We start from the raw sequence: 21,181 nt of genomic DNA on the forward strand, positions 1-21,181 counted from the left end.
CCTACACCCCTTAACCCTTAAGACCTTCACCGATCCGCTGCGGTTATCACAATGATCAACTGGCGATTTTCACACGGCATGGAATTCTGCAGGCGGAAAAAGCGCACTGACGCATCTTTAGACGGCGAACGTCGCGTGAGGAAACATTGATGACTGATCTCTATCCGAAAACGGTGAACCGCCAATCGGTGGTGATACAATTCGATCGAGACCGAAATCTCCAAAGTATGGTTCGCCAGCAGGCAGAGGCCGCGCCTGACGCGATCGCGATCGATTTCGACGATCGGTCGATGACATATGCCGAGCTCGATCGTCTCTCGGAAAATTTTGCTGCCCACCTTCAGAGGCTCGGCCTTGTCAAAGGCGACACAGTTGCTCTGATCTTGCCGCGTGCACTCGTCACGGTCGTCGCCAAGCTGGCGATAGCAAAGTCGGGTGCGGCCTATATTCCCCTCGACACGGCACTTCCGCCCTCCCAAATCGAGCAGATCCTCGTGGAATGCCGGCCTAAGCTCATTGTGACCGGAGCCGGGTACGCCACGGCGCTCCCGGCGCACAGCGCGCCGGCCGTCAATATCGAGGATGCGCTTGCTGCCGTGTCATCGATCCCTCTTGCCGAGAAAAGCGCAACCGATGTTGGCGGCGGCGACACCGTCTACGTGATGCCAACGATCGGTCCCACCGGCCAGATCAAGCGTGTCGCGGTGACACACCGCGCCATTTCACGTGTGATTCTGGACCAGAACTACATCAAGTTCAATCAAGGCGACGTGTTGCTGCAGACCTCGGCAACCTGGTTTGATGCTGAAGCCTTCGAGATGTGGGGCGCGCTTTTGACGGGCTGCTCCCTGGTCGGCCTGCCTGTCGGGCCGTTTTCCATTAGCAGACTGTGCGAACTCATCCGGAAGTCGGGGATCACCACCATGTTTCTGACCACCGATGTCTTCAACCGCCTTGCTGACGCGAGCAGCAAAGGCCTGCAGTCATTGAAGCACGTGATCTTCGGCGGTGAGATCGGGTCTGCGGAACATGTCGGCCGCTTTCGCAAGGAGTATCCCGACTGCAAATTGACGAACGCCTACGGGCCGAACGAATCCAGCGCCTTCGAGGCGACCATCGCGGTTCCGACGACGCCTGTCGACCGTGATGTGGCCGGGCGGGCATTCGCCCGCGCTGCGGCCGCACCTTCACGCCGGGATCCAGGCCGCAATGACGCCCCCGCCGGGATCGATGGAACCAGCGCGGAACTTGCCGAGATCGAGGCGGCTCTGCGCCAAGATCCGCGCCTGAGCGACAGCATCGTCGTCTGCCACGATCACGGATCGCCGGCCAGGCGGATCGTCGCCTATCTACGCCCGCATCGCGCCGATGCCGGCAAGGATCCACATTTCGTGCGGCAGGTCATGGCAAATCTTCGTAGCACGTTGCCGGCCTACATGATCCCCGACTGTGCCGTCGTGCTTGACGAATTTCCAATGGACCAGGCGGGTGAGATCGAGAGCGAGAAACTGCCGGTTCCGGCCAATGCTTCAAAAGCGGATGACGTTTCATCCGCGCCCGCCGTGCAGACTGAAGTCATATTGACCGAGCTGTGGCAGGGCATACTGGGGCGGTCGAACATAGGGCTCGATCGAAATTTCTTTGATCTCGGCGGGACCTCGTTGCAGCTGATCCATGCTCACGCCCGACTTGAAGCCAGGCTCGGCCGGGCGATCGATGTCGTCTCCCTGTTTACCTATTCGACCATCCGCGACCTGTCCCGCTTCCTCGATGGCAAGACGGCCGGATCGGCACGTTCGATGTCGGCGACCCAGCGCGCGACCTTGCAGAGACAAACCAGATTTCAATTTCGTAGGAGTGCTCTATGAGCCACGGCGATGAACGCGATGAGCTGATCGATAGCAATGCCGTCACCGAAGGAATGCAGGATGGCGGTATCGCCATCATCGGCATGTCCGGACGTTTCCCCGGCGCGCCTTCGGTCGATGCGCTCTGGAGGATGGTGTCAGAGGGTCGCGATGCCTTCGGAAAATTCGCCCCCGACGAGATCGAGGACGCTTTCACCGACACCGAACGCGCCGACGAAAATTATGTCGCTGCCCGTCCTCACGTCGACAAGGCCGAGATGTTTGACGCCGAATTCTTCGGCATGTTTCCGAAAGAAGCTGCGGTTACCGATCCACAGCACCGCATATTCCTCGAGATCTGCTGGGAAGCCCTGGAATCGGCTGGCTGCAACCCGGCAACCTACCCAGGGCTTGTCGGCGTTTTTGCCGGCGCCTCGATGCCGACCTATCTGATCAACAACGTCCTTACCGATCGCGTCAAGGCCGAGGAATTCACGTCCAATTATCAAGTTGGCTGTTTCAACCAGCTGGTCGGGTCGCTGAGCGATACGCTGGCGACAAAGGTTGCCTACAAGCTCAATCTGCGCGGGCCAGCCTTTACCATCCAGTCTGCCTGTTCGACGTCGCTTCTGGCCGTCGCCCAGGCCTGCCAAAACCTTTTGACCTACAGCTGTGATCTGGCCTTGGCCGGCGGCATTTCCGTGACTTTCCCGCAGAAGCGCGGCTACATGTACCAGGAAGGCGGCATGGCTTCGCCGGACGGCACGTGCCGGCCGTTTGATGAAAATGCAGCTGGAACCGTGTTCAGCAGCGGAGCAGGCGTCGTCCTGTTGAAGAGGGTCGAGGACGCCCTTCGCGATGAAGATCGAATCTACGCCGTCATCCGCGGCTATGGCGTCAATAATGATGGCTCGAACAAGGTCGGCTTCACCGCTCCGAGCGTCGAGGGCCAGGCCGATGCGATCGCCGCGGCAATCGCATCGGCGGGTGTCGATCCCTCGACGATTGGCTATCTCGAATGCCATGGAACCGCCACACCGCTCGGTGACCCGATCGAATTCGGCGGTTTGAAGAACGCCTTTGCCGACATCGCCGGGCTGCGCCGCAACTGCGCTCTCGGCTCGCTCAAAGGCAATGTCGGTCATATGGATGCCGCAGCCGGCGTGAGCGGCCTCATCAAGACGGCGCTCGCATTGCAGCACGGCAAGATCCCGGCGATGGCCAATTATGCTGCGCCAAATCCGCGGATCGATCTGGCCGGCAGCCCGTTCTATATTCCGACCGAGATGGTCGACTGGCCGACTTCCAGTACCCCTCGGCGTGCAGGCGTCAGTTCGTTTGGCGTCGGCGGAACCAACGTCCATGTCGTCCTGGAAGAGCCGCCGGCAACGAAACCGCAGCCTGAGGCGAAGAGCGCTGGCCCGTACATTCTGCCGCTTGCCGCCCGCAACAACGGCGCTCTCTCTGATATGCGCGCCAACCTTGCAGACCATCTGAGCGGCCACCCTGAGATCTCGTTGCCGCAACTTGCCCACACGCTTCAGAACGGCCGGCAGGAATTCAATCATCGGCTGGGCTTCTCCGCCTCCAGCGTTGAAGAGGCAATCGAGCGCCTGCGTGCCGATCGCTTTCAGCCCGCCATTGCCGCCGATAGCCCGCCGCCGATCGCTTTCATGTTTCCGGGGCAGGGCGCCCAATATGTTGGCATGGGCGCTGCCCTCTACAGCCGTGAACCGCAGTTTGCCAGATGGATCGACCGTGGCGCCGAGCTCGTCAAGATGCAGCTCGGTCTCGATCTTCGGGATTACATCTGCCACACGGGACCGGTGACCCCGGCCATGGCGGAAGAGCAGCGCGAGACGCGAATTGCCCAGCCTTGCCTCTATCTTGTCGAATACGCCATGGCTCGCCTTTGGCTTAGCCGCGGCGTGAAGCCTTTCGCCATGATCGGCCACAGCGTCGGTGAATTCGTCGCGGCCACCATCGCCAATGTCATTTCGTTCGAGGATGCGCTTCGGCTCGTCGTCGCGCGGGGCCGACTGATGCAGGGCCAACCGCAGGGATCGATGGTATCGGTTCGCGCGGATGTCGATACGGTATCCGTCCATCTCCGCGACGGGGTCGAGATCGCCGCGATCAACGCCCCGAAGCTCTGTGTCATCTCTGGGCCATTCGACGGTGTCGATGCGGTCTGTGCGGCGCTCGCCAAGGCCGAGATCGCCTTCAGCAAGCTCCATACCTCGCATGCCTTCCATTCGCCGATGATGGACAACGCTGCAGAGGCGCTTCGCGACGAAACCGCACGGGTCACCTACGGAACGGCGACGATCCCCTATATCTCGGGCTTGACAGGAGATTGGCAGACCGGCGAGCGCGGCGTCTCTCCTGACTATTGGGCAAGGCACTGCCGCGAGACGGTGCATTTTTCCGATGGCCTTCAGGCCCTTTGCCGCGATCGCAAACCGGTCCTCATGGAAATCGGGCCGGGAAGGGCGCTCTCAGTCTTTGCCTCGCAAACCATCAGCCGCGACAGCCTTGCCGCAATCATCCAGACACTTCCGGAACATGACAGAGCCTCCTTTGCCGGAGAGACGCTTGCTGATGCCACCGCCAAGCTGTGGATGTCCGGCTGCGAGATCGAGTGGCCAGACCTTGGTCTCTCTTCCAAAACGCCGCTGTCGCTGCCGACCTATCCGTTCCAGCGCAATCGCCATTGGATCGATGCGCCTCCCTCCGCACGTCGGACGCCGGCGCCGGAGTTTAGTCCGGTGCAGGTTCCGGTCCAGCAATTAGTCGTCTCTCAGGTGCAACCAGTCGATGAGATCAAAGCTATGAATGTTGTCACAACAGTATCCGCAATCAACCGCGTCCCTTCGCTTGAAAGCTCTCTTCTGGCGCTTCTGAGCGAGATGTCGGGGGAAACGCTCGATACCGGCGAACGCTCGGCTAGCTTTCTTGAGCTTGGGTTCGACTCTCTGTTCATCGGGCAGTTCGCTCAGCGAATAGAAAAGACCTACAAGGTCAAACTCTCATTTCGCGAACTGCTGAGTAATATCACCTCTGTGGCCGAGCTGGCACTGCACCTCGATCAGGAAATGCCGGCCGAACCGGCTCCTGCGGAAGTGGTCGCGGTACCTCTGCCAATGGAAGCGATCCCCCAGCCCACCATTCAGCTTGCAGCCGTTGCCGCAGCACCTCAGTTGGCAGCCGGGCCGGCGCTTGCCGCCGCCGCGGCAACCGGCTTTGAATCCGTCATGCAATCGCAGCTGCAGCTTGCGCAGTCGCTGTTCTCCCAGCAGCTTCAAATCCTGCAGTCGCTGAAGGGCGATGCCACGCAGGCGCTTGCTGCGGCCACTATGCCTGCCATTCAGGCGATGCCGGCACAGCAGACGGTTACCGCCGCCGCTGCCCCGACATCATCTGCAGCCGCACCGGCTGCCGATGCCGAGATCGGCACGGCGCGCATAAAACTCTACCGGCCCGGCGCCAAGGGGGCGGAAATTACGCCGGAGAAGCAGGCATTCATTGCCGCGCTCGTCTCGGCCTATGAAACCAAGCATGCAAAATCGAAGGCCTTTGCCAACAAGTACCGGCCGCAACTTGCTGATCCGCGCACTGCCGCAGGTTTCCGTGCCGACTGGAAGGAGATGGTCTTCCCCATCGTCTCCGATCGATCGAAGGGCTCGCGTATCTGGGATGTCGACGGCAACGAATATATCGATCTGGTCAACGGCTTCGGGCAGACGGCATTCGGCCACGCGCCCGATTTCGTCATAGAAGCGATGCGGGTGCAAATGGAGGCCGGCTATGCGATCGGTCCGCAGAGCCCTCTCGCCGGCGAAGTGGCCGACATGATCTGCGAGATGACCGGCCACGAGCGCATGACGTTCTGCAACACCGGCTCGGAGGCGATGATGGCGGCGATGCGCGTTGCCCGCTCCGTCACCGGCCGCGACAGGGTCGTGATGTTCGCCAATGACTATCACGGCCAGTTCGACGAAGTCCTCGTCAAGGGGCGCAACGGTTTCGACAAGCCGGTAGCGCTGCCGATCGCCTCGGGCATCCCGGCAAGCTCGGTCGGCAACATGGTCGTATTGCCCTATGGTTCACCAGGCAGCCTTGAGTGGATCAAGGCCAACGCCGACACTATCGCCGCCACGATCATCGAGCCAATCCAGAGCCGTCACCCCGAATTGCAGCCGATCGAATTCGTCCGTCAATTGCGGGATATCGCAACCGAGTGCGATTTTGCGCTGGTTTTCGACGAGGTGGTCACCGGTTTCCGGGTCGATCCCGGCGGCATCCAGGCCCTCTGGGGCATCCGCGGCGATCTGGCCGCCTACGGCAAGGTCGTCGGCGGCGGCATGCCGATCGGTCTGCTTGCCGGCGACGCCCGCTACATGGATGCGCTTGATGGCGGCCGGTGGAACTACGGCGACGATACCGTGCCGATGACTGCGCCGACATTCTTTGCTGGTACTTTCGTTCGCCATCCCATCGTGCTGGCCGCTTGCCGCGCCATCCTGCATCACATCAAGGGCGAGGGTGCTGCCCTCTACGGTCAAGTCGCCGATCGCACGCAGAAGCTCGTCGCCGAGATCAACGCCGATCTGGGGGCTCGCGGTATCGACAACGCGGTACACGGATACAAGAGCTGGTTCTATGCCGATTTCAGCAGCGATCCGCTCGGTGCGCTGATGTATCCCCTGCTTCGCCAGAGGGGCGTCCATGTCCAGGAACACTATCCCTGCTTCGTCACCACAGCACATAGCGAAGCGGACTTCCAGGCGATCGCGGCCGCATTCAGGGAGAGTGCTGCAGCACTTCAGTCGGTCGGCATTCTCGGGACGAGCGCTGCTCAGCCGCTTCGCATCGAGACGCAAGTAGTACCGGTTGCCGCCCGAGCCATATCGGCCCCGTTGACCGAGGCGCAGACCGAGGTTTGGCTGGCCGCACAGGCCGGAGACGAAGCCTCTTGCGCGTTCAACGAATCCTTCTCGCTGACGCTCGAAGGCGCATTCGACGAGGCGGCGTTCCAAAAGGCGATCGACACGGTCGTCGCCCGTCATGACGCGCTGCACATCCGCTTTGAACGAAGCGGCAAGAGCTTTGAATTCATTTCCGATTTCAAGCTCGATGCTCCCTTGCTGGACTTCTCCAACGAGAGCGACGGCGAGGCGATGCTTGGCCAACTTCTCGACGACGAGGCTCGGACGCCCTTCGATCTGGTCGACGGACCGCTCGTCCGCACGGCGGTCGTGCGTTTGGGGCCGCAAAAGCACGTCTTCGTCTTCACCGCGCATCACATCATTTGCGACGGCTGGTCGATTAACGTCTTCATAGACGAGCTGGCGACCGCCTATTCGGCTATCATCGCCAATGAGACGCCTGCGTTCGAGACGGCGCTTTCCTACGCGACCTATTCGACGGACTTCGCGCCGAAGGCCGAAGCTTCGCCAAAAACCGAAGCCTTCTGGCTCGAATGCTTCAAGGACGTGCCGGAACTGCCGGAGTTCCCGCTCGACCGATCGCGTCCGGAACGCCGCACCTTTGCCGGCGGAACGCGTACCGGATTTATCGATGCCGATGTTTACAAGGCTTTGAAGAAGGCCGGCGCAAAATCCGGAGCGACGCTGTTTTCGACCCTGCTGGCAACGCTGCAAGTGATGGCATCGAAGCTTTCGGGCCAACACGATCTGGTAGTCGCCATTCCCTCTGCCGGACAGACCCTGATCGGCGACAGGATATTGATGGGACATTGCGTCAATCTTTTGCCTGTCCGCCAGTCTATGGCGTCGGCCGACAGCTTCAGGAAGCATCTGAAGACGACCCAGCAGCATGTCCTGCAGGCGTTCGAACACCAGGATTACACCTATGGCACGCTTGTTCGCAAACTTGGCATCAAGCGCGACTCCCGCCGCCTGCCGCTGACGGAAATCCAGTTCAACCTCGAAAGGGTTGGCAGCGGATCGAACTTCGGATCGCTCAAGGCCTCGGTCGAGCCGAACGCCAAGGCATTTGCGAACTTCGATATGTTTTTCAATATGATCGAAGGCAATGACGGCATTCGCATCGACGTCGACTACAACGCCGACGTCTTCGATCCCTCAACGATCGATCGCTGGATCGGCCACTTCAAGACGCTCGCTGCTGCCGTTGCCGAAGACATGGGTCGCTCCATCCACGAGCTGCCGCTGCTCGACGAGAAAGAAAGGAACTGGATCGTCAGCGATCTCAATCAGACCACGAGCGAGTATGATCATCACGAATTCGCCTTCTCGCTCTTTTCTCGCAAGGCGGCGGAACAGCCTGAGGCCATTGCTGTCGAATTTGCCGGCAACAGCCTGACCTATCGAGAATTGGATGCCAGATCGAACCAGTTGGCGCTCTTTATCCAGATGAAGATACCGGAGCCAGGCCAGCGCGTCGGCCTCCTCGTTGATCGGTCGCTGGACATGCTGGTGTCGCTGCTTGCGATTATGAAGGCCGGCCATGCCTATGTGCCGATGGACCCGACGCATCCCGAACAGCGGCTGCGCCAGACATTCGATCTCGTCCGGATGGGCGCCATGGTTTGCGACAGCCAGGAAGCAGCCCGCCTTGCGCCCGCCGATATGCCGGTGATCCGTCTCGATGAGGATGCAAAGGCAATCGCCTCGATGACGAAGGCTGCGTTGCGCGGACTGCCGACCGATACGAAGGCGCCCGCCTACATCATCCTGACATCCGGCTCGACCGGCTTGCCGAAGGGGGTCGAGGTTCCACACCAGGCATTGACCAACTTCCTGCTCTCGATGGCGCGTGAACCCGGATTTACCGCCACTGACACGATCGTCGCCGTTACCACCATCTCGTTCGATATCGCCGCGCTGGAAATGTACTTGCCGTTGGTATCGGGAGGCAAGGTTGTGATCGCCACCAAGCAGCAGGTCCAGGACGGCTTTGCCCTGGTAAAGCTCATTGATGATTGTGCTGCGACCGTCATACAGGCAACGCCGACGCTCTGGACCATGATGATCGAGGCGGGGCTCCGTGATAAGGCCGGCTTGAAGATGCTGTGCGGCGGCGAGCCTTTGCCCAGGGATCTGGCGAAATCGCTGCTCAAAGTCGGATCCGAACTCTGGAACATGTATGGTCCGACCGAGACGACGATTTGGTCATCGGTCGCAAGGATTATCGACGCGGACGCACCGATCACGATCGGTCATCCCATTGCAAACACGCAACTCTACATTCTCGATGCCGAAAGTAATGTTGCTCCGATCGGGGTCACCGGCGAGTTGCACATCGGTGGCGATGGCCTTGCCAACGGCTATTTCGACCGCCTCGACCTTACGGAAAAGGCCTTTGTCCCGATCTCGGTTGGAACCGGCAAGCCCAAGCGGCTCTATAAGACCGGGGATGTCGGCAGGCGCCTGGCGGACGGGTCGTTGCAACTGCTCGGCCGGCGTGACCAGCAGATCAAGTTGCGCGGCTTCCGCATCGAGCTCGGCGATATCGAATCCGTCATTGCAAAGACGGCAGGGGTGCGCCAGTGCGCCGTTGTCGCCGCCACCAACGACAAGGGTGACAAGTCTCTCGTCTGCTACATCGTCACTGACGTTCCCGGGTCGGAAATCTCGCCAAGGGCACTCTCCGAACACGCCAAGGCCGATCTGCCTGGATATATGGTGCCGACTTTCTGGGTCTTTGAAGATGAACTGCCCCAGACCCAGAACGGCAAGCTGAACCGCAAGAATCTCGAAGACCGGGGCGTGCCGGCACGCGAGACCAATGTGATCAAGCTTGCGCCGCGCAATGCAACGGAAGAACGGCTGATGCAGATCTGGCGCGAAGTGCTGAGCCTGCACGACATGGGCGTCGACGACAATCTTTATGCACTGGGCGCGGATTCGCTGACGATATTTCGCCTTGCTGCCCGCATGATCGATGCCGGGCTGCCTCTCGAAGCCAAGCACCTGCTGCGCCATCCCTCAATCGCGGAGCTGGCAATCTTCGTCGAACAACAGAATGACATGAAGGAAACCGCCGTCCAATACAGCGTTCCGTCGCTTGCGGACTTCCGCAATGGTGCCCGTCGCGGATTGAGGGGAGCACTATGAATACCATCGAAACCAGCTCCACCAGGCAGGAAGACGATCTGGCTCTCATCGGGGAATTTCCCTGCACGCAGACGCAACTGCGTTGCTGGATCCTCGATCAGCTTAACCCCGGCAACCCGGCGCTCAACGTCGCCGTGCGTTGGGAGATCCGCGGGGCCTTCAAGGCCGCGAATGTCGAGGCTGCCTTTCGCAAGGTCATTCAGCGCCACGAGGTCTTGAGAACAAGGCTTGTCGAGCGGGACGGCAGACCGATGCAGCAGGTCGTCGAACAGATCGATTTCAAGATGGCCGAGATCGATCTTCGAAATGTGGCGACGGAACAGCGCCAGAAGCGGATCCTCTCAATTGGAGAGGAAACGGCACAGGCACCGTTCGATCTGAGCAAGGCTGGCCTCTTTCGCGCTTCGTTGCTGATGGTGGAGAATGATTTCGGTGTGCTCTTGATTACGGCGCACCAAAGCTGTTTCGACGGATGGTCAATCCGTGTTCTCGGCCGAGAGGTCGGCGAAATTGCTGCCGCCATCGACGCCGGCCGTCAGGCGGTCCTGCCAGAACTCTCGCTTCAATATGGCGACTATGCCCTTTGGCAGCACGAATATCTGGAAAGCTACGGCTTCGAAATGGAAAAGACATTCTGGCGCGAAAAGCTGGTCGGCGCGCCCTATTTCGAGGTGCCGCCGGACCATCCTCGCGCCTCGGTCAAGACCAACCATGGTGACATCGTTTCGGTCGGCCAGCCACTTGCGTTCAGCGAACGAATGGACGCGGCTGCGCGCAAACATCGGGTGTCGCAATATGCCTATGGTGCGGCGATTGCAAGCGTCGTGCTGCGCCGCTTCACGCAGGCCCAGACGATCCTGTTCGGTTCGCAGGTCGCCGGTCGCGAACATTCGGATCTGGAAAACCTGATCGGCGTCTTTATCAACAACCTGGTCCTGCGGTTCGATTTTGACGCAGACATGAGCCTTGCCGACCACATCCAGTCGGTTCGCGAAACCGTCGAAGCGGTTTTGAACCATCAAAAGATGCCGTTCAACAAGCTTGTCGAGCTGGTCAATCCGGTGCGGGACCCGTCCCGTAACCCATTGATTTCGGTAAATTTCAATCTCCAGAAAGCGTTCCTGGAAGACCACCAGTATGGCAGCTTCCAACTTATAAGCGCACCTTCCCAGTCGCCGGGCGTGATCTACGACCTGAGCTTCATCATGGTCGGGCGTCCCTCCGGCTGGAGGATGTCCATCGAGTACAATTCCGATCTTTTCGATGCTGCGACCGTCAAGACGCTGCTGGCGCTTTGGCAGGAGACATACGAGATCGCGCTCGAAAATCCCGACATGTTGCTGTCGGCGCTTTCGGTCCCCGCGCGCAAGGCAAGCGTGCCCGCAGTGATCGACGAGCATTCGAGCCCGGTGGAGCAGTTGCTGAAGAGCCATGCTTCGCTAAGCGATGCCGCTGTTATCGAGCGAGACGGGCGCACCTATGCCTTCGTGACGCCCAATGCCGATCTGAGCGAGCCGCTGGATCGCCTCCCCGGCATCCTGATGCAATATCTGGCCGAGCGGCTGGCCTCCGATGCCTTGCCGGTAGGCGTAAGCGTTCTGCTTGCCCTGCCGAAGACGGAGGGCGGCAGCGTCGATCGCGATAAACTGCGCATTCCGGCGCCGATGGTTGCAGCGCCGCAGGCCGCCAAATCTGCGCCGGCCGAGGTTCAGGGTTTTGATGGGCTGCAGGAAAAAGTGGCGGCGCTTGGGGCAATCTGGAGCGATCTTCTAAACGCTTCGTCTGTCGGTCCGCAGGATGATTTCTTTGCGCTCGGCGGCCATTCATTGCTGGCGCTCAGAATGCTTTCGGCCGTGCGGGCCAGATTTGGTGTCAAGGTGAACCTGGAAACTCTCTTCAAAGAGCCGACACTCGGCGGGTTTGCGGCGAAGATCTTCGACTTGCCAAAGCCGGTCTCAGCCCTCCCATCGCCTGTCGTCGAAGCGCGATCGAATGCCTGGGAGCTGGTGACGTGCAAAGCAGGATCGGGCGGCCTTACCGTCTATACGCTGAACCATCCCTTCCTGTTTTACCGCCTGGCAAACGAATTGCCGGAGGCGGTCTCCGTCTACAACGTCAATATGTTCAACGCCAATCTCGACGACGGGTTGCGCGGCATGGCCTTCGGCCAGATCGCCAAACAGGTGATCGAGGCAATGAACATCGATGACAAGGCGGGGCCCGTTGCAATCGTCGGCCTTTGCGTCAATGGCATCCTTGCCATGGAAGTGACGCGGCAGTTGCGCGAGACGGGCACAGACGTGAAATTCACCGCCCTGATTGATGCCTGGGCGCCCGGCTTCGTTCGCTCTCAACCAAAACTACGTCAGAAGCTGTGGAAAATCGAACGACGAACCAAGCGGCTACACTATTTCACGCGGAAGCTTCTTTCCGGCCGGATGAGCATTCTCCCCTATCTGAGAGAATTCAAGCTGACGCTTTGGCTCGTTCAGAAGTTCGGCGTCAGCGGCAGCGAATACACTGCGGAGGAAGCGGCCAACGCGTCGGTGACCGAACTGCTGGTGGCTGCTGCCCGCGGCTATCGCGCAGCCCAGGTCAAGGACGAACGCGTCATCCTGCTGCGCAGCGAAGCGCAATCGTCAAGCGCCCGCAAGCTGCTGTTTGGCTGGGGAGACGCGATTGCGACAACGACACCGGTGCTCGACATCAATGGGTGGCACGAGGATTCTTTGACAAGTGACGGCATCCGCCAGCTCGCGACTGCCGTCTCTGAAAAGCTTGAACAAGCCTAGATCTGCGAAAGCCGGGAAGGAAAGCACTGCGATGGACATCGTCAGGCCGCCTATGAGGATCGGCATTCTTGCAGGGTCCAGGGATGAGTTCGAGAACTGGGAGTTGATGGCGCTTGATCGGATTCTGAACGATCCTCGCTTCCTGCTTGTCACGATCCTGGTGCATCCGAAGCCTTTCGCCGACCGCCGCGCCTCCTCGCTGTTCGGGCTCGGGTCACGGCTGGAGCGGAAGGTGCTTGCCCGACAGGCCGGATACACTCCCAGCCACTTTGACCCAGCCCATCAGCGCTTTGACGATCTGAAGCCAACGTCGGGTGACGGCAGCTTGGGAAAAACCCCGGTCCAGACGCTCGTCGGCAGGATGGGGCTTGATCTGGTCATCCGGTTGACGGTGGAGGGCCTTCCAGATGACGCGGTTGGTTCGCTTGCCTTTGGTGAGTGGGCGTTCAATTTTTCCGATCAAAGATCGGAGCGCGCGGATTGGTACGGCTATAGCGACGTCATTGAAAAGCGACCGGCGACAAAGCTGGTGCTTTATACACGCCGTGGAAACGATGCAAAGGGCGTGGAAATCTCATCGGCCTCCTTCAATCTCAAGATCAGCGCGGCACGCAACGCGGCTTTTATCAAGGAACGCGCGGTGACGCTGTTATTGCGTGAACTCGGCCGGCTGGCAGACACACGCAAGCTTGTGACCGTTCCACTGCTGGACAAAACTGTCGCCCCGCCGTCCATCTTTGAACTTGCCCGCTATGCCGGTGGTCTTTCGGCCCATCTTGCCGTACGCGTTGGCAAGGCCGCGAAAGCAAAGGCGCGTTCGGGGTCGGCGGTCTGGACGCTCTATACGGGGCAGGGGCGTATCGACGAATTCGATCCGACGCTCTCGGTCGAAATCCCGCCGATCGCCGGCGATATCAAGGCTGACCCCTTCCTGTTTCAGCACGAAGGTGAGTGCTACCTTTTCTACGAAGCCTATGCCAACGGCGACGCCAAGGCTCATATCGCAGTCGGGCGCTTCAACGGCGACAAGGTCGAGCCACTGGGTGTCGCGCTCGACTGCGACCATCACCTGTCTTACCCCTTCATTTTCCGCGATGGCGAGGACATCTTCATGATGCCGGAGGCGCATCAATCGCAGCGGCTCGAAATATGGCGCTGTGTCGATTTCCCGTTGAAATGGGAGCTCTATTCGACCGCGCTCGAGGGCCTCTCGGCTGCCGACAGCATTCTCACCCAACATGGCGGCAAATGGTGGCTTTTCACCAACGTTTCGGACTTCCATGCCTATGAAGACCATTGCAGCGAGCTCTACGTCTTTGAAGTCGACGGACCCAAGCTCAATCGCGTAACCCCTCACAAACGCAATCCGGTCGTGATGGGAAGCACCGATGCGCGCAATGCAGGTCGCATTTTCGAGCGCGACGGTCGTCTCTACCGCCCGTCGCAGAGAAACGCCTATGGTGTCTATGGCTATGGCCTGAACATCATGGAGATCGAGCAACTCGACCTCGAGACCTATCAGGAAACCTGTATCCGCACGATCGCACCGGACTTCAAGGCAGGTCTGCTCGGCTGCCATCACTTCGATGCCGCAGGCGGCAGATATGTGCTGGATGCGCGCCTGACCGTATGAGAACTCTCAGCGGTATCGCAAGCGCGCCGTGTTGCCGAAAGTCTGTGCGGCAACTGCGCCTGCGAAATTCGGCGGTGTCTGCATGTGGAATAGGCTCCAGGTGACCGGCGCCTCGGGGTCGCCTTCAAGTCGCTCGAGGCGGGGAGCGTCTTCTTCCCCAAATGTGACGTCAAAGGCATCGAGAGGGAGGGAGAGGCCAGCCCCATGCGCTTTGACGAAAGCCTCCTTTCGCGTCCAGCACCGATAGAAATGGTCGAGATAGCGATCGACGGGAACCTCTTGCAGGCTAGCTCGCTCCTTGGCAGAAAAGAAATGGGCTGCGACATCTTCCTGCAGCGCCTTCTTTTCTTCGATATCGACACCAAGCTCGTAGTGCAGCGACACCGCAAGGACCGCCAGATCAGCGCTGTGGCTAAGGTTGAAATGCAGCCCCAAGCCATGCCGCTCGCCGATCCGCGGCTTGCCATGACCGTTATAGTCAAAAGTAAGCTCGCAGGGATCAATCCTTTCGCCGTAGGTCGCAAGGATTTCCCTGAGCCGGCCCCGCCCGACGATGAAGAAGCGCCGGTCGCGGTCATGGATGAAACGTGCCGAGCGCGCCGTCTCGTCGTCGGAAAGCAGTTCGCTAAAGCTCGCGAGCTGGCCTGTATCGGCGTCCAGGCTCCAGGTCCAGATGTCAATGGCGTCGGTGGCGATTTGATCAGGTTGCATAGGAAAGCGTACGGTCTGGCGTCGAGCGCTTTGTTGCCATGCGCCGTGCAAAATAGGCCATGAGCGCCAATGGATAATTCTCGCCGAGACCGATACGGCAGGTCCGTTTCAAGATATCCAGCGACTGCGCGCACATATCAGGCGAATACTCGATTTTTCGATCCGTCCACTTATATGGGTTCATGTCCGGGTGGGCCGTGCGCTGTTGAAGCACCGATTGCCAATTGGTGTAGACATGACGGCTTGAATCGTAGAGCCGATAGACACCCCGCTTGTTCTGCGCGGCAAAATCATTGGCCTGCTCGGCGGTCTCGAAGATGACATGCAATCCTGCTGCGGCCGCAACGTCGTTGTGCGGGCCGATCCGTATGTCGTCGCGTGCCGAGAGGATTTCCTTCATGACCTCGTAGCGCCGACGCATGCGGGCGATCATCGGATCGAGCCGTTTCAGCTGTACGTTGAGCATTGCGCCTTGAATCTGGCTTGCCTTGAGGTTTATGCCGATGAAGGGCGCCTCGTTGGCATTGTCGAGGTGCCCTCGAAACATCGATCCGATGTCGTGATACATCCGCGCGCGGGCAAACAAATGTGGATCGTCGGTGACAAGCGCACCGCCTTCGCCGATGTTCATATTCTTGAACTGATTGAAACTGTAAGCCCCGGCATTGCCGATCGTGCCGGTGCGTTTACCCTTGTAGGTCAAACCCACGGACTGGCAGGCATCTTCTATGACGAGCAGATTATGCTCGCGGGCGATCCGCATGATGCTGTCCATGTCGCAGACCAGATTGGCCATGTGAACCGGAATGATGGCGCGCGTGTTGGGCGTGATCTTGCGAATGATGTCGGCCGGGTCCATCGTCAATGTCTGGTCAATGTCGACGAGAATAGGAACGGCGCCCGCTGCCAACGGCGCGCCCGCGGTCGCAATCCATGTATAGGCGGGAACCAGGACTTCGTCACCGGGACCGATGCCTGCGGCGACCAGAGCCGAAACCAGGGCACCCGTGCCGCTGCTCATCGTCAAGGCGTGCTTGACGCCAAACTTGGCGCTGAAATCGGCTTCGAACTGCATCAACGGACCGCCGCCCGCGTCGCCGTATCGGGCCAGTTTACCCGAGGCAAAGACAGGTGCCAGTGCCAACCATTCTCTTAAGCCCACATGCGCCACAGCGTGCCCCCCCGGTGCAACACGGCGGTCGGCCAGAGCTGAACCTAGCCGCGCCTTTTTGGGCGATCTGGCCGTTTGGGTCGGCGGATCGCACACTCAGAGACTAGACCGGATCGGACGTGTATTTCAGTTGGCCTTTCAGCTAGACGGGATGGCGTTAGATTGGCGGGTGACTATCCGAAATCGGTAGAGAGCCGAGGCGGCTATGTACATTGGACGATTTTCGCCTGTGACGGTATTTTGCTATCAACCTATTAGACCGCAAGGATTTTATGTGAATGACGATTCGAGACCTCCGCCATGCTCCGCATAATTCGATTTTGCGAGCCGATGTCGCCATCATCGGCGGCGGGCCGGCAGGATTGACCATCGCTCGCGAGCTGGCCAATACCAGGATCAGGGTGCTCGTCGTCGACAGCGGCGGTCTTGAATATGACAGCGAAACGCAAACTCTGAACGCCGTCGAGAATGTCGGCGAACCGGTAAAGCGCAGTGGCGCTGAGGAGATTGGCCGCGGATACACCGACGCGCTCTCCTGGCTCAACGATATCCCCGCATTCGAGCTGCGCAATCGCCTGTTGGGTGGCAGCAGCCACACCTGGCTTGGCAAATCCGCGGCCTTCGATGACATGGACTTCGCATCGCGCCCTTGGCTGCGCCATACGGGCTGGCCCTTCAAGCGTCGCGACATTCAAACAGCGCTTGATCGCGCTTCCGAACTGTTGAATCTCGGGCCGAATATCTACGACGAAGGCCTGGAGCAACTATTGCGCTCGCCCCCGGCCGACCTCGGGATAGACCGCCAACTCCTGCGCAGCTTCTTCTGGCAATTCAGCAAAGAGCGCGATCGCGGCAGGCAACCGATGCGGTTTGTCAATCTCGCTCGTGACGCGGATGCAGCCAATGTCGATTTCCTCACCTATGCGACGGTGACCGAGATCAATCTCGACCCCTACGGGCGGCGCGCCCATTCGCTCGACGTCAGCAGTCTTGACGGCCAGAGTGCCAGGATTCGCGCCGATACGATCGTCCTTTGCGGTGGTGGCATCGAAAATGCGCGGCTGCTCCTGTCATCGAATTCTGTTGCTAACGAAGGGATCGGAAATGACAGGGGCGTGGTCGGGCGTTATCTGGTCGATCATCCAAGGGCGTCGTTGATCCGCTTTACTGGAACCGGAATAAAGGCTGTTGCTTCGCAGTTCAATTTCTTCGGTCTGACGGATAAGGGCAAGGCACGCTACTACTTGCGTGGCCTATCCCTAAGTCCCGATGTCCAGGCGAGGGAAGGTCTGACGAATTGCGCCGCTTACCCCGCGCAGGTCCATTCCCAGAACAATCCTTGGGCCGCACTCGCGCGGCTTTCGCGCGGCGAGAAGCGGACAGCACTTGCAGACGTTTCCTGCGTGCTGGCGTCGTCGGGGATGATCGCATCCGGGCTCTATAACCGGCTGGTTCACAAGCACGGGCTGCCGCATAAGTCCGTCGAATTGCGTTTCGATGTGATGGCGGAGCAACAGCTCGATCCTGACAGCCGCATTACCCTGTCGGAAAGTCGGGACCCTTTCGGCATCCCGCGCGCGCGGGTCGACTGGAAGATCGGCTCGGTAGAGGTCGAAAGCATGAAACGGCTGGGCCGTCTGCTGTTTGCGGAGTTCAACCGCGTTGGACTGCCCGGATCCCAACTCGCCGAGTGGATCGAGCAGGATGATCCGGGCAAGGCCACATTCATCGACATGGCCCATCCTTCATGTTCGACGCGCATGGGCAATGACCCAGCAAATAGCGTCGTCGATGCCAATGCGATGGTTCACGGCATCGACGGTCTGTTCATCGCCGGCAGTTCGGTCTTTCCAACCGGCGGGCACGCCAATCCGACCTTGATGATGCTGGCGCTGGCCATCCGTCTTTCGGATCACCTGAAGACGAGGCATAGAACCGGGATGACCATGCCTCAACCCCTTGTCGATGTGGAAGCATCCGAGGCCGACCTCAGTGGAGTTTAGCTGTTGATGGAACCTACCTTGTCGGATCGAACCGCCAGAGCCAGTATTTGGACGGTTGGCAGCAAGCTTGTTTCGAAAGCGATAGATCTCGTCACGCTGCTGTGTCTGGCACGAATGCTCGGTCCATCGGATTTCGGCCTGGTAGCGATGGCCATGACGTCGGTTCTCATAACCGAGGCGATATTCGAGCTGCCAGTGGGGGCGGCGTTGGTCAGGCTTCCCGATATCACCAAGGACATGTTCGATACTGCGCTGACCCTCGGGATTCTGAGAGCCATCTTTATCTCAGCGCTCCTGTGTCTGCTGGCCTATCCGCTGGCGCTTTTCTACCAGGAGCCGAAACTTACGGCGTTGGTCTGCGTGCTGTCGCTTGCCCCCGTCCTGCGCGGGCTGAGAAGCCCTCGGATGATCCTCTTTACGAAGCGGCTCGATTTTCGTCCGGATTTTGTCATGGACCTGACCGCCAAGCTCACCTCCTTGATTGTGGCCGCGGGGGCCGCCTGGATGACGGGAAGCTATTGGGCGATTGCCGCCGGCACCATTGCCGGGCCGGCGCTGACAGTGAGCATGTCCTACGCTTACTCGCCGCTACGGCCGCATCTGACGCTGAAGGAACTGCATCGCTTTGCCCAGATGATCGGATGGAACATGGTCTCCCAGGTTCTCCAGTCATTGAACTGGCAGCTTGAAAAGCTGCTGCTTCCGCGTTTCGTCGATCTGGCGTCGTTCGGCCATTACTCGGTCGCAAACGACATTACCGGAGTCCCGTTTCAAGCAATCGTACAGCCGCTTTTCCGCCCATTCCTTGTCGCCTTTGCGCATATGGGTACCACTGAAAAATTGGGAGAAGCATATCTCAAGGCCTCATCCGCCATCGTTCTCCTCGTCGCGCCGGTACTGCTGTTGATCTCCATATTGTCGGATGTGGTGGTCGATGTGCTCCTCGGGCCATCCTGGACCAACACGGCCTACCTTCTTCGGTATTTGCCGTTGATTGCCATCCTCGCGCTCCCGACGATCCCCATTCCCTCGCTGGCGATGACGGTCAACCGGATGCATTTCGTCACGATCAAGAACATGTCGGATCTGGCGAGCAAGGCGGTTCTGGTCATCGTCCTCGGCTATGTCGCCGGCATGCAGGGAATAGTCGTTGCCCAGGCGCTTGCAGCGACTATCAGCCTGATCGTTTCGATGTTGATCATCAAGTCGATGATCGGCCTCAGCCTCATGCGTCAATGCAAAGAGCTGACTCGCCATTTCCTGCCGATGTTTTTGATGGGCCTCTTCATCATTCCGGCAGTGTATATCAGAAACTACGACCTTGGCTTCGTACGTTTCACCTCGCTCGCATGCCTGATGGCTGCAATGTCGATCATCGCCTACCTCGCAGGCATCGTCCTGACATTCAAGATGACCAACGCGAGGCGTCCTGCGGAATACGATCTCCTCGTCAGGCTATTCAAGCACAAATTCAGGCCCGCCGTATGACGGCAAGGGAGGAATCATGAGCACCGTCCCTGTGACAACAAATTCCCAAACGATTGCGGCCAAAGTCATCAGCCTTAGCGGAAGTTTTCGCAGGCGTGACGCGGTTTCAGCGAATTTAGAGGGTGCTAAATCGTTAAACTGGGAGTTTTTCGATGCAGCGACGTCGGAACGGCCCGTCGCCCTGACCATTGAGCCCAAGAGGCAACTTGCCAAATGCGGGCGCATATTGAGCAATGCCGAGATCGGCTGCTTCAAAAGTCACTTCGAGGTCTTGAAGCAATTCGTTGAACGCAGCCAACACAGGTGGCTCCTCGTCCTTGAGGACGACGTCTGGGTGGATCCTGAATTCGACTTCCATCTTTTGACGAAGGAGCTGGAAAATCGGCAGATTGACTGCCTCCGTCTTTTCGCGCGCAGGATTAAGCGGGCCGACGTGATTGGGTATTTTGGTGAGCAGCAGGTCGTCCGCTTCAGGAGCGATCCCTACGGGACGCAGGCCTATGTCATAAGCCGGGAAGGTGCGACCCGATTCCTTGCCACGATCAAAGCCATCGACATGCCCATTGATGTGGAACTCGGACGCTTTTGGAACCACGGGCTGGCAATCTATGCGATCTTTCCGTTCCCGTGCGTCGAAAGGGCGTTCACATCGACAATCCTACAGGATCGGGAGCACAGCAAGGGCGCTGTCCAGACTAGCTCGCTGCAACACTACATCTTCCGAATCGAGAACAAGTTTCACAAGGAAATGGCCAACCTGCTGTTTTTGTGGTCGCGCCTTTGGAAACGTGCGGAGTGCTGATCCGTCGTCTTTCTACGAGCTGCAAGCCTGTTTCCAAGGCTGCTTCGCCCGGCAAAATAGTTGGCAGTGGGACAATTGGGAATTTGAACCAATACGGGCTTGCATCGAGAGGGAAATCATTTATATGACGTCCTCGTCAGCGAAAACGACCCGCGCACTTTGGCGGTGCGCCGTTTGGGGAATAGTTCAACGGTAGAACGACGGACTCTGACTCCGTTAATCTTGGTTCGAATCCAGGTTCCCCAGCCAATTCTCGCTAAATCCCTCTAATTTCTTGATTTTCCAGTCGTGCCGGATCCCGTTTTGGCATCAATGGCGACCTGATGCCCAGAACTGTAGCCCACAGGTGATGCCCACGCAGAAATGAATGCGCGGCGTCGCAGGTGGCAGGCAAGGGCGAACGCCTGCGCAGGCCCGTTGGCGAGCAGGCTCCATAGATTGCGTAACTAATCGGAACAAGGCGCCGGGTCCGCTTAGGGGCCGGAAGGGGAATGCCGGCTTTCAGTGTTCGATTGGGCGAAGCCGACATTCACCCGTAGTGTTCACGCCAGCGCTTACGGCCCGGAGCGGGAGATCGTCTCGAGGAGGAGCGGCTCGTGCAGCACGCCTGCGATATGCAACTGTAATGCATC

Annotated in this window: 9 protein-coding genes and 1 tRNA gene; 8 read left to right on the forward strand and 2 right to left on the reverse strand. The window is 59.2% G+C overall.

What is annotated here, in order from left to right; genetic code table 11:
• Nucleotides 1–149: 149 nt before the first annotated feature.
• Genes AB4Z52_RS29590 through AB4Z52_RS29605 form a run of 4 tightly spaced genes read left to right on the forward strand, consistent with a single transcriptional unit; the run spans nt 150 to nt 14,374 of the window.
• Nucleotides 150–1,868 (forward strand): non-ribosomal peptide synthetase, encoded by a 1,719-nt coding sequence (locus tag AB4Z52_RS29590; RefSeq protein ID WP_442221453.1) that lies wholly within the window; start codon nt 150–152, stop codon nt 1,866–1,868.
• Nucleotides 1,865–9,949, forward strand: coding sequence for an amino acid adenylation domain-containing protein (locus AB4Z52_RS29595; protein WP_442221454.1), 8,085 nt, complete (start codon nt 1,865–1,867; stop codon nt 9,947–9,949). The genes AB4Z52_RS29590 and AB4Z52_RS29595 overlap by 4 nt, the downstream gene beginning before the upstream one ends.
• Entirely contained in the window at nt 9,946–12,741 is a 2,796-nt protein-coding gene (locus AB4Z52_RS29600) for a condensation domain-containing protein (protein ID WP_442221455.1), read from the forward strand. Before AB4Z52_RS29595 ends, AB4Z52_RS29600 begins: the two co-directional genes overlap by 4 nt.
• 31 nt (nt 12,742–12,772) lie before the next feature.
• On the forward strand, nt 12,773–14,374 hold the full coding sequence (locus AB4Z52_RS29605) for a glucosamine inositolphosphorylceramide transferase family protein (RefSeq protein WP_442221456.1): 1,602 nt from the start codon (nt 12,773–12,775) through the stop codon (nt 14,372–14,374).
• A gap of 6 nt (nt 14,375–14,380) precedes the next feature.
• Here AB4Z52_RS29605 and AB4Z52_RS29610 read toward each other — a convergent pair whose 3' ends face one another.
• Nucleotides 14,381–15,085: a 4'-phosphopantetheinyl transferase family protein gene (locus tag AB4Z52_RS29610; RefSeq protein WP_442221457.1), complete on the reverse strand. Its 705-nt coding sequence runs from the start codon at nt 15,083–15,085 to the stop codon at nt 14,381–14,383.
• Nucleotides 15,075–16,256 (reverse strand): DegT/DnrJ/EryC1/StrS family aminotransferase, encoded by a 1,182-nt coding sequence (locus tag AB4Z52_RS29615; RefSeq protein WP_442221458.1) that lies wholly within the window; start codon nt 16,254–16,256, stop codon nt 15,075–15,077. Before AB4Z52_RS29615 ends, AB4Z52_RS29610 begins: the two co-directional genes overlap by 11 nt.
• 278 nt (nt 16,257–16,534) lie before the next feature.
• On the opposite strand from AB4Z52_RS29615, the gene AB4Z52_RS29620 reads away from it, so the two are divergent.
• The 4 genes from AB4Z52_RS29620 (at nt 16,535) to AB4Z52_RS29635 (ending at nt 20,798) form a co-directional block, all read left to right on the forward strand.
• On the forward strand, nt 16,535–18,259 hold the full coding sequence (locus tag AB4Z52_RS29620) for an FAD-dependent oxidoreductase (RefSeq protein WP_442221459.1): 1,725 nt from the start codon (nt 16,535–16,537) through the stop codon (nt 18,257–18,259).
• An 18-nt stretch (nt 18,260–18,277) separates the two neighbouring features.
• The gene (locus tag AB4Z52_RS29625; protein WP_442221460.1) at nt 18,278–19,747 is read left to right on the forward strand and encodes an oligosaccharide flippase family protein; all 1,470 of its coding nucleotides are present in this window, start codon (nt 18,278–18,280) and stop codon (nt 19,745–19,747) included.
• Nucleotides 19,748–19,763: 16 nt separating this feature from the next.
• Nucleotides 19,764–20,549, forward strand: a complete 786-nt coding sequence (locus tag AB4Z52_RS29630; protein WP_442221461.1) for a glycosyltransferase family 25 protein — start codon at nt 19,764–19,766, stop codon at nt 20,547–20,549.
• A gap of 175 nt (nt 20,550–20,724) precedes the next feature.
• Nucleotides 20,725–20,798, forward strand: a tRNA-Gln gene (locus AB4Z52_RS29635).
• Nucleotides 20,799–21,181 lie beyond the last annotated feature (383 nt).

Origin of the sequence: Rhizobium sp. 2YAF20 (assembly GCF_052114685.1) — a bacterium.
In the GTDB taxonomy this organism is placed as follows: Bacteria; Pseudomonadota; Alphaproteobacteria; order Rhizobiales; family Rhizobiaceae; genus Rhizobium.

What these genes read in the sequence shown, in the direction of transcription:
- AB4Z52_RS29605 (WP_442221456.1), top strand. Translation starts at nt 12,773, where the DNA reads ATGGACATCGTCAGGCCGCCTATGAGGATCGGCATTCTTGCAGGGTCC.
- AB4Z52_RS29600 (WP_442221455.1), top strand. Translation starts at nt 9,946, where the DNA reads ATGAATACCATCGAAACCAGCTCCACCAGGCAGGAAGACGATCTGGCT.
- AB4Z52_RS29630 (WP_442221461.1), top strand. Translation starts at nt 19,764, where the DNA reads ATGAGCACCGTCCCTGTGACAACAAATTCCCAAACGATTGCGGCCAAA.
- AB4Z52_RS29620 (WP_442221459.1), top strand. Translation starts at nt 16,535, where the DNA reads ATGACGATTCGAGACCTCCGCCATGCTCCGCATAATTCGATTTTGCGA.
- AB4Z52_RS29590 (WP_442221453.1), top strand. Translation starts at nt 150, where the DNA reads ATGACTGATCTCTATCCGAAAACGGTGAACCGCCAATCGGTGGTGATA.
- AB4Z52_RS29610 (WP_442221457.1), bottom strand. Translation starts at nt 15,085, where the DNA reads ATGCAACCTGATCAAATCGCCACCGACGCCATTGACATCTGGACCTGG.
- AB4Z52_RS29595 (WP_442221454.1), top strand. Translation starts at nt 1,865, where the DNA reads ATGAGCCACGGCGATGAACGCGATGAGCTGATCGATAGCAATGCCGTC.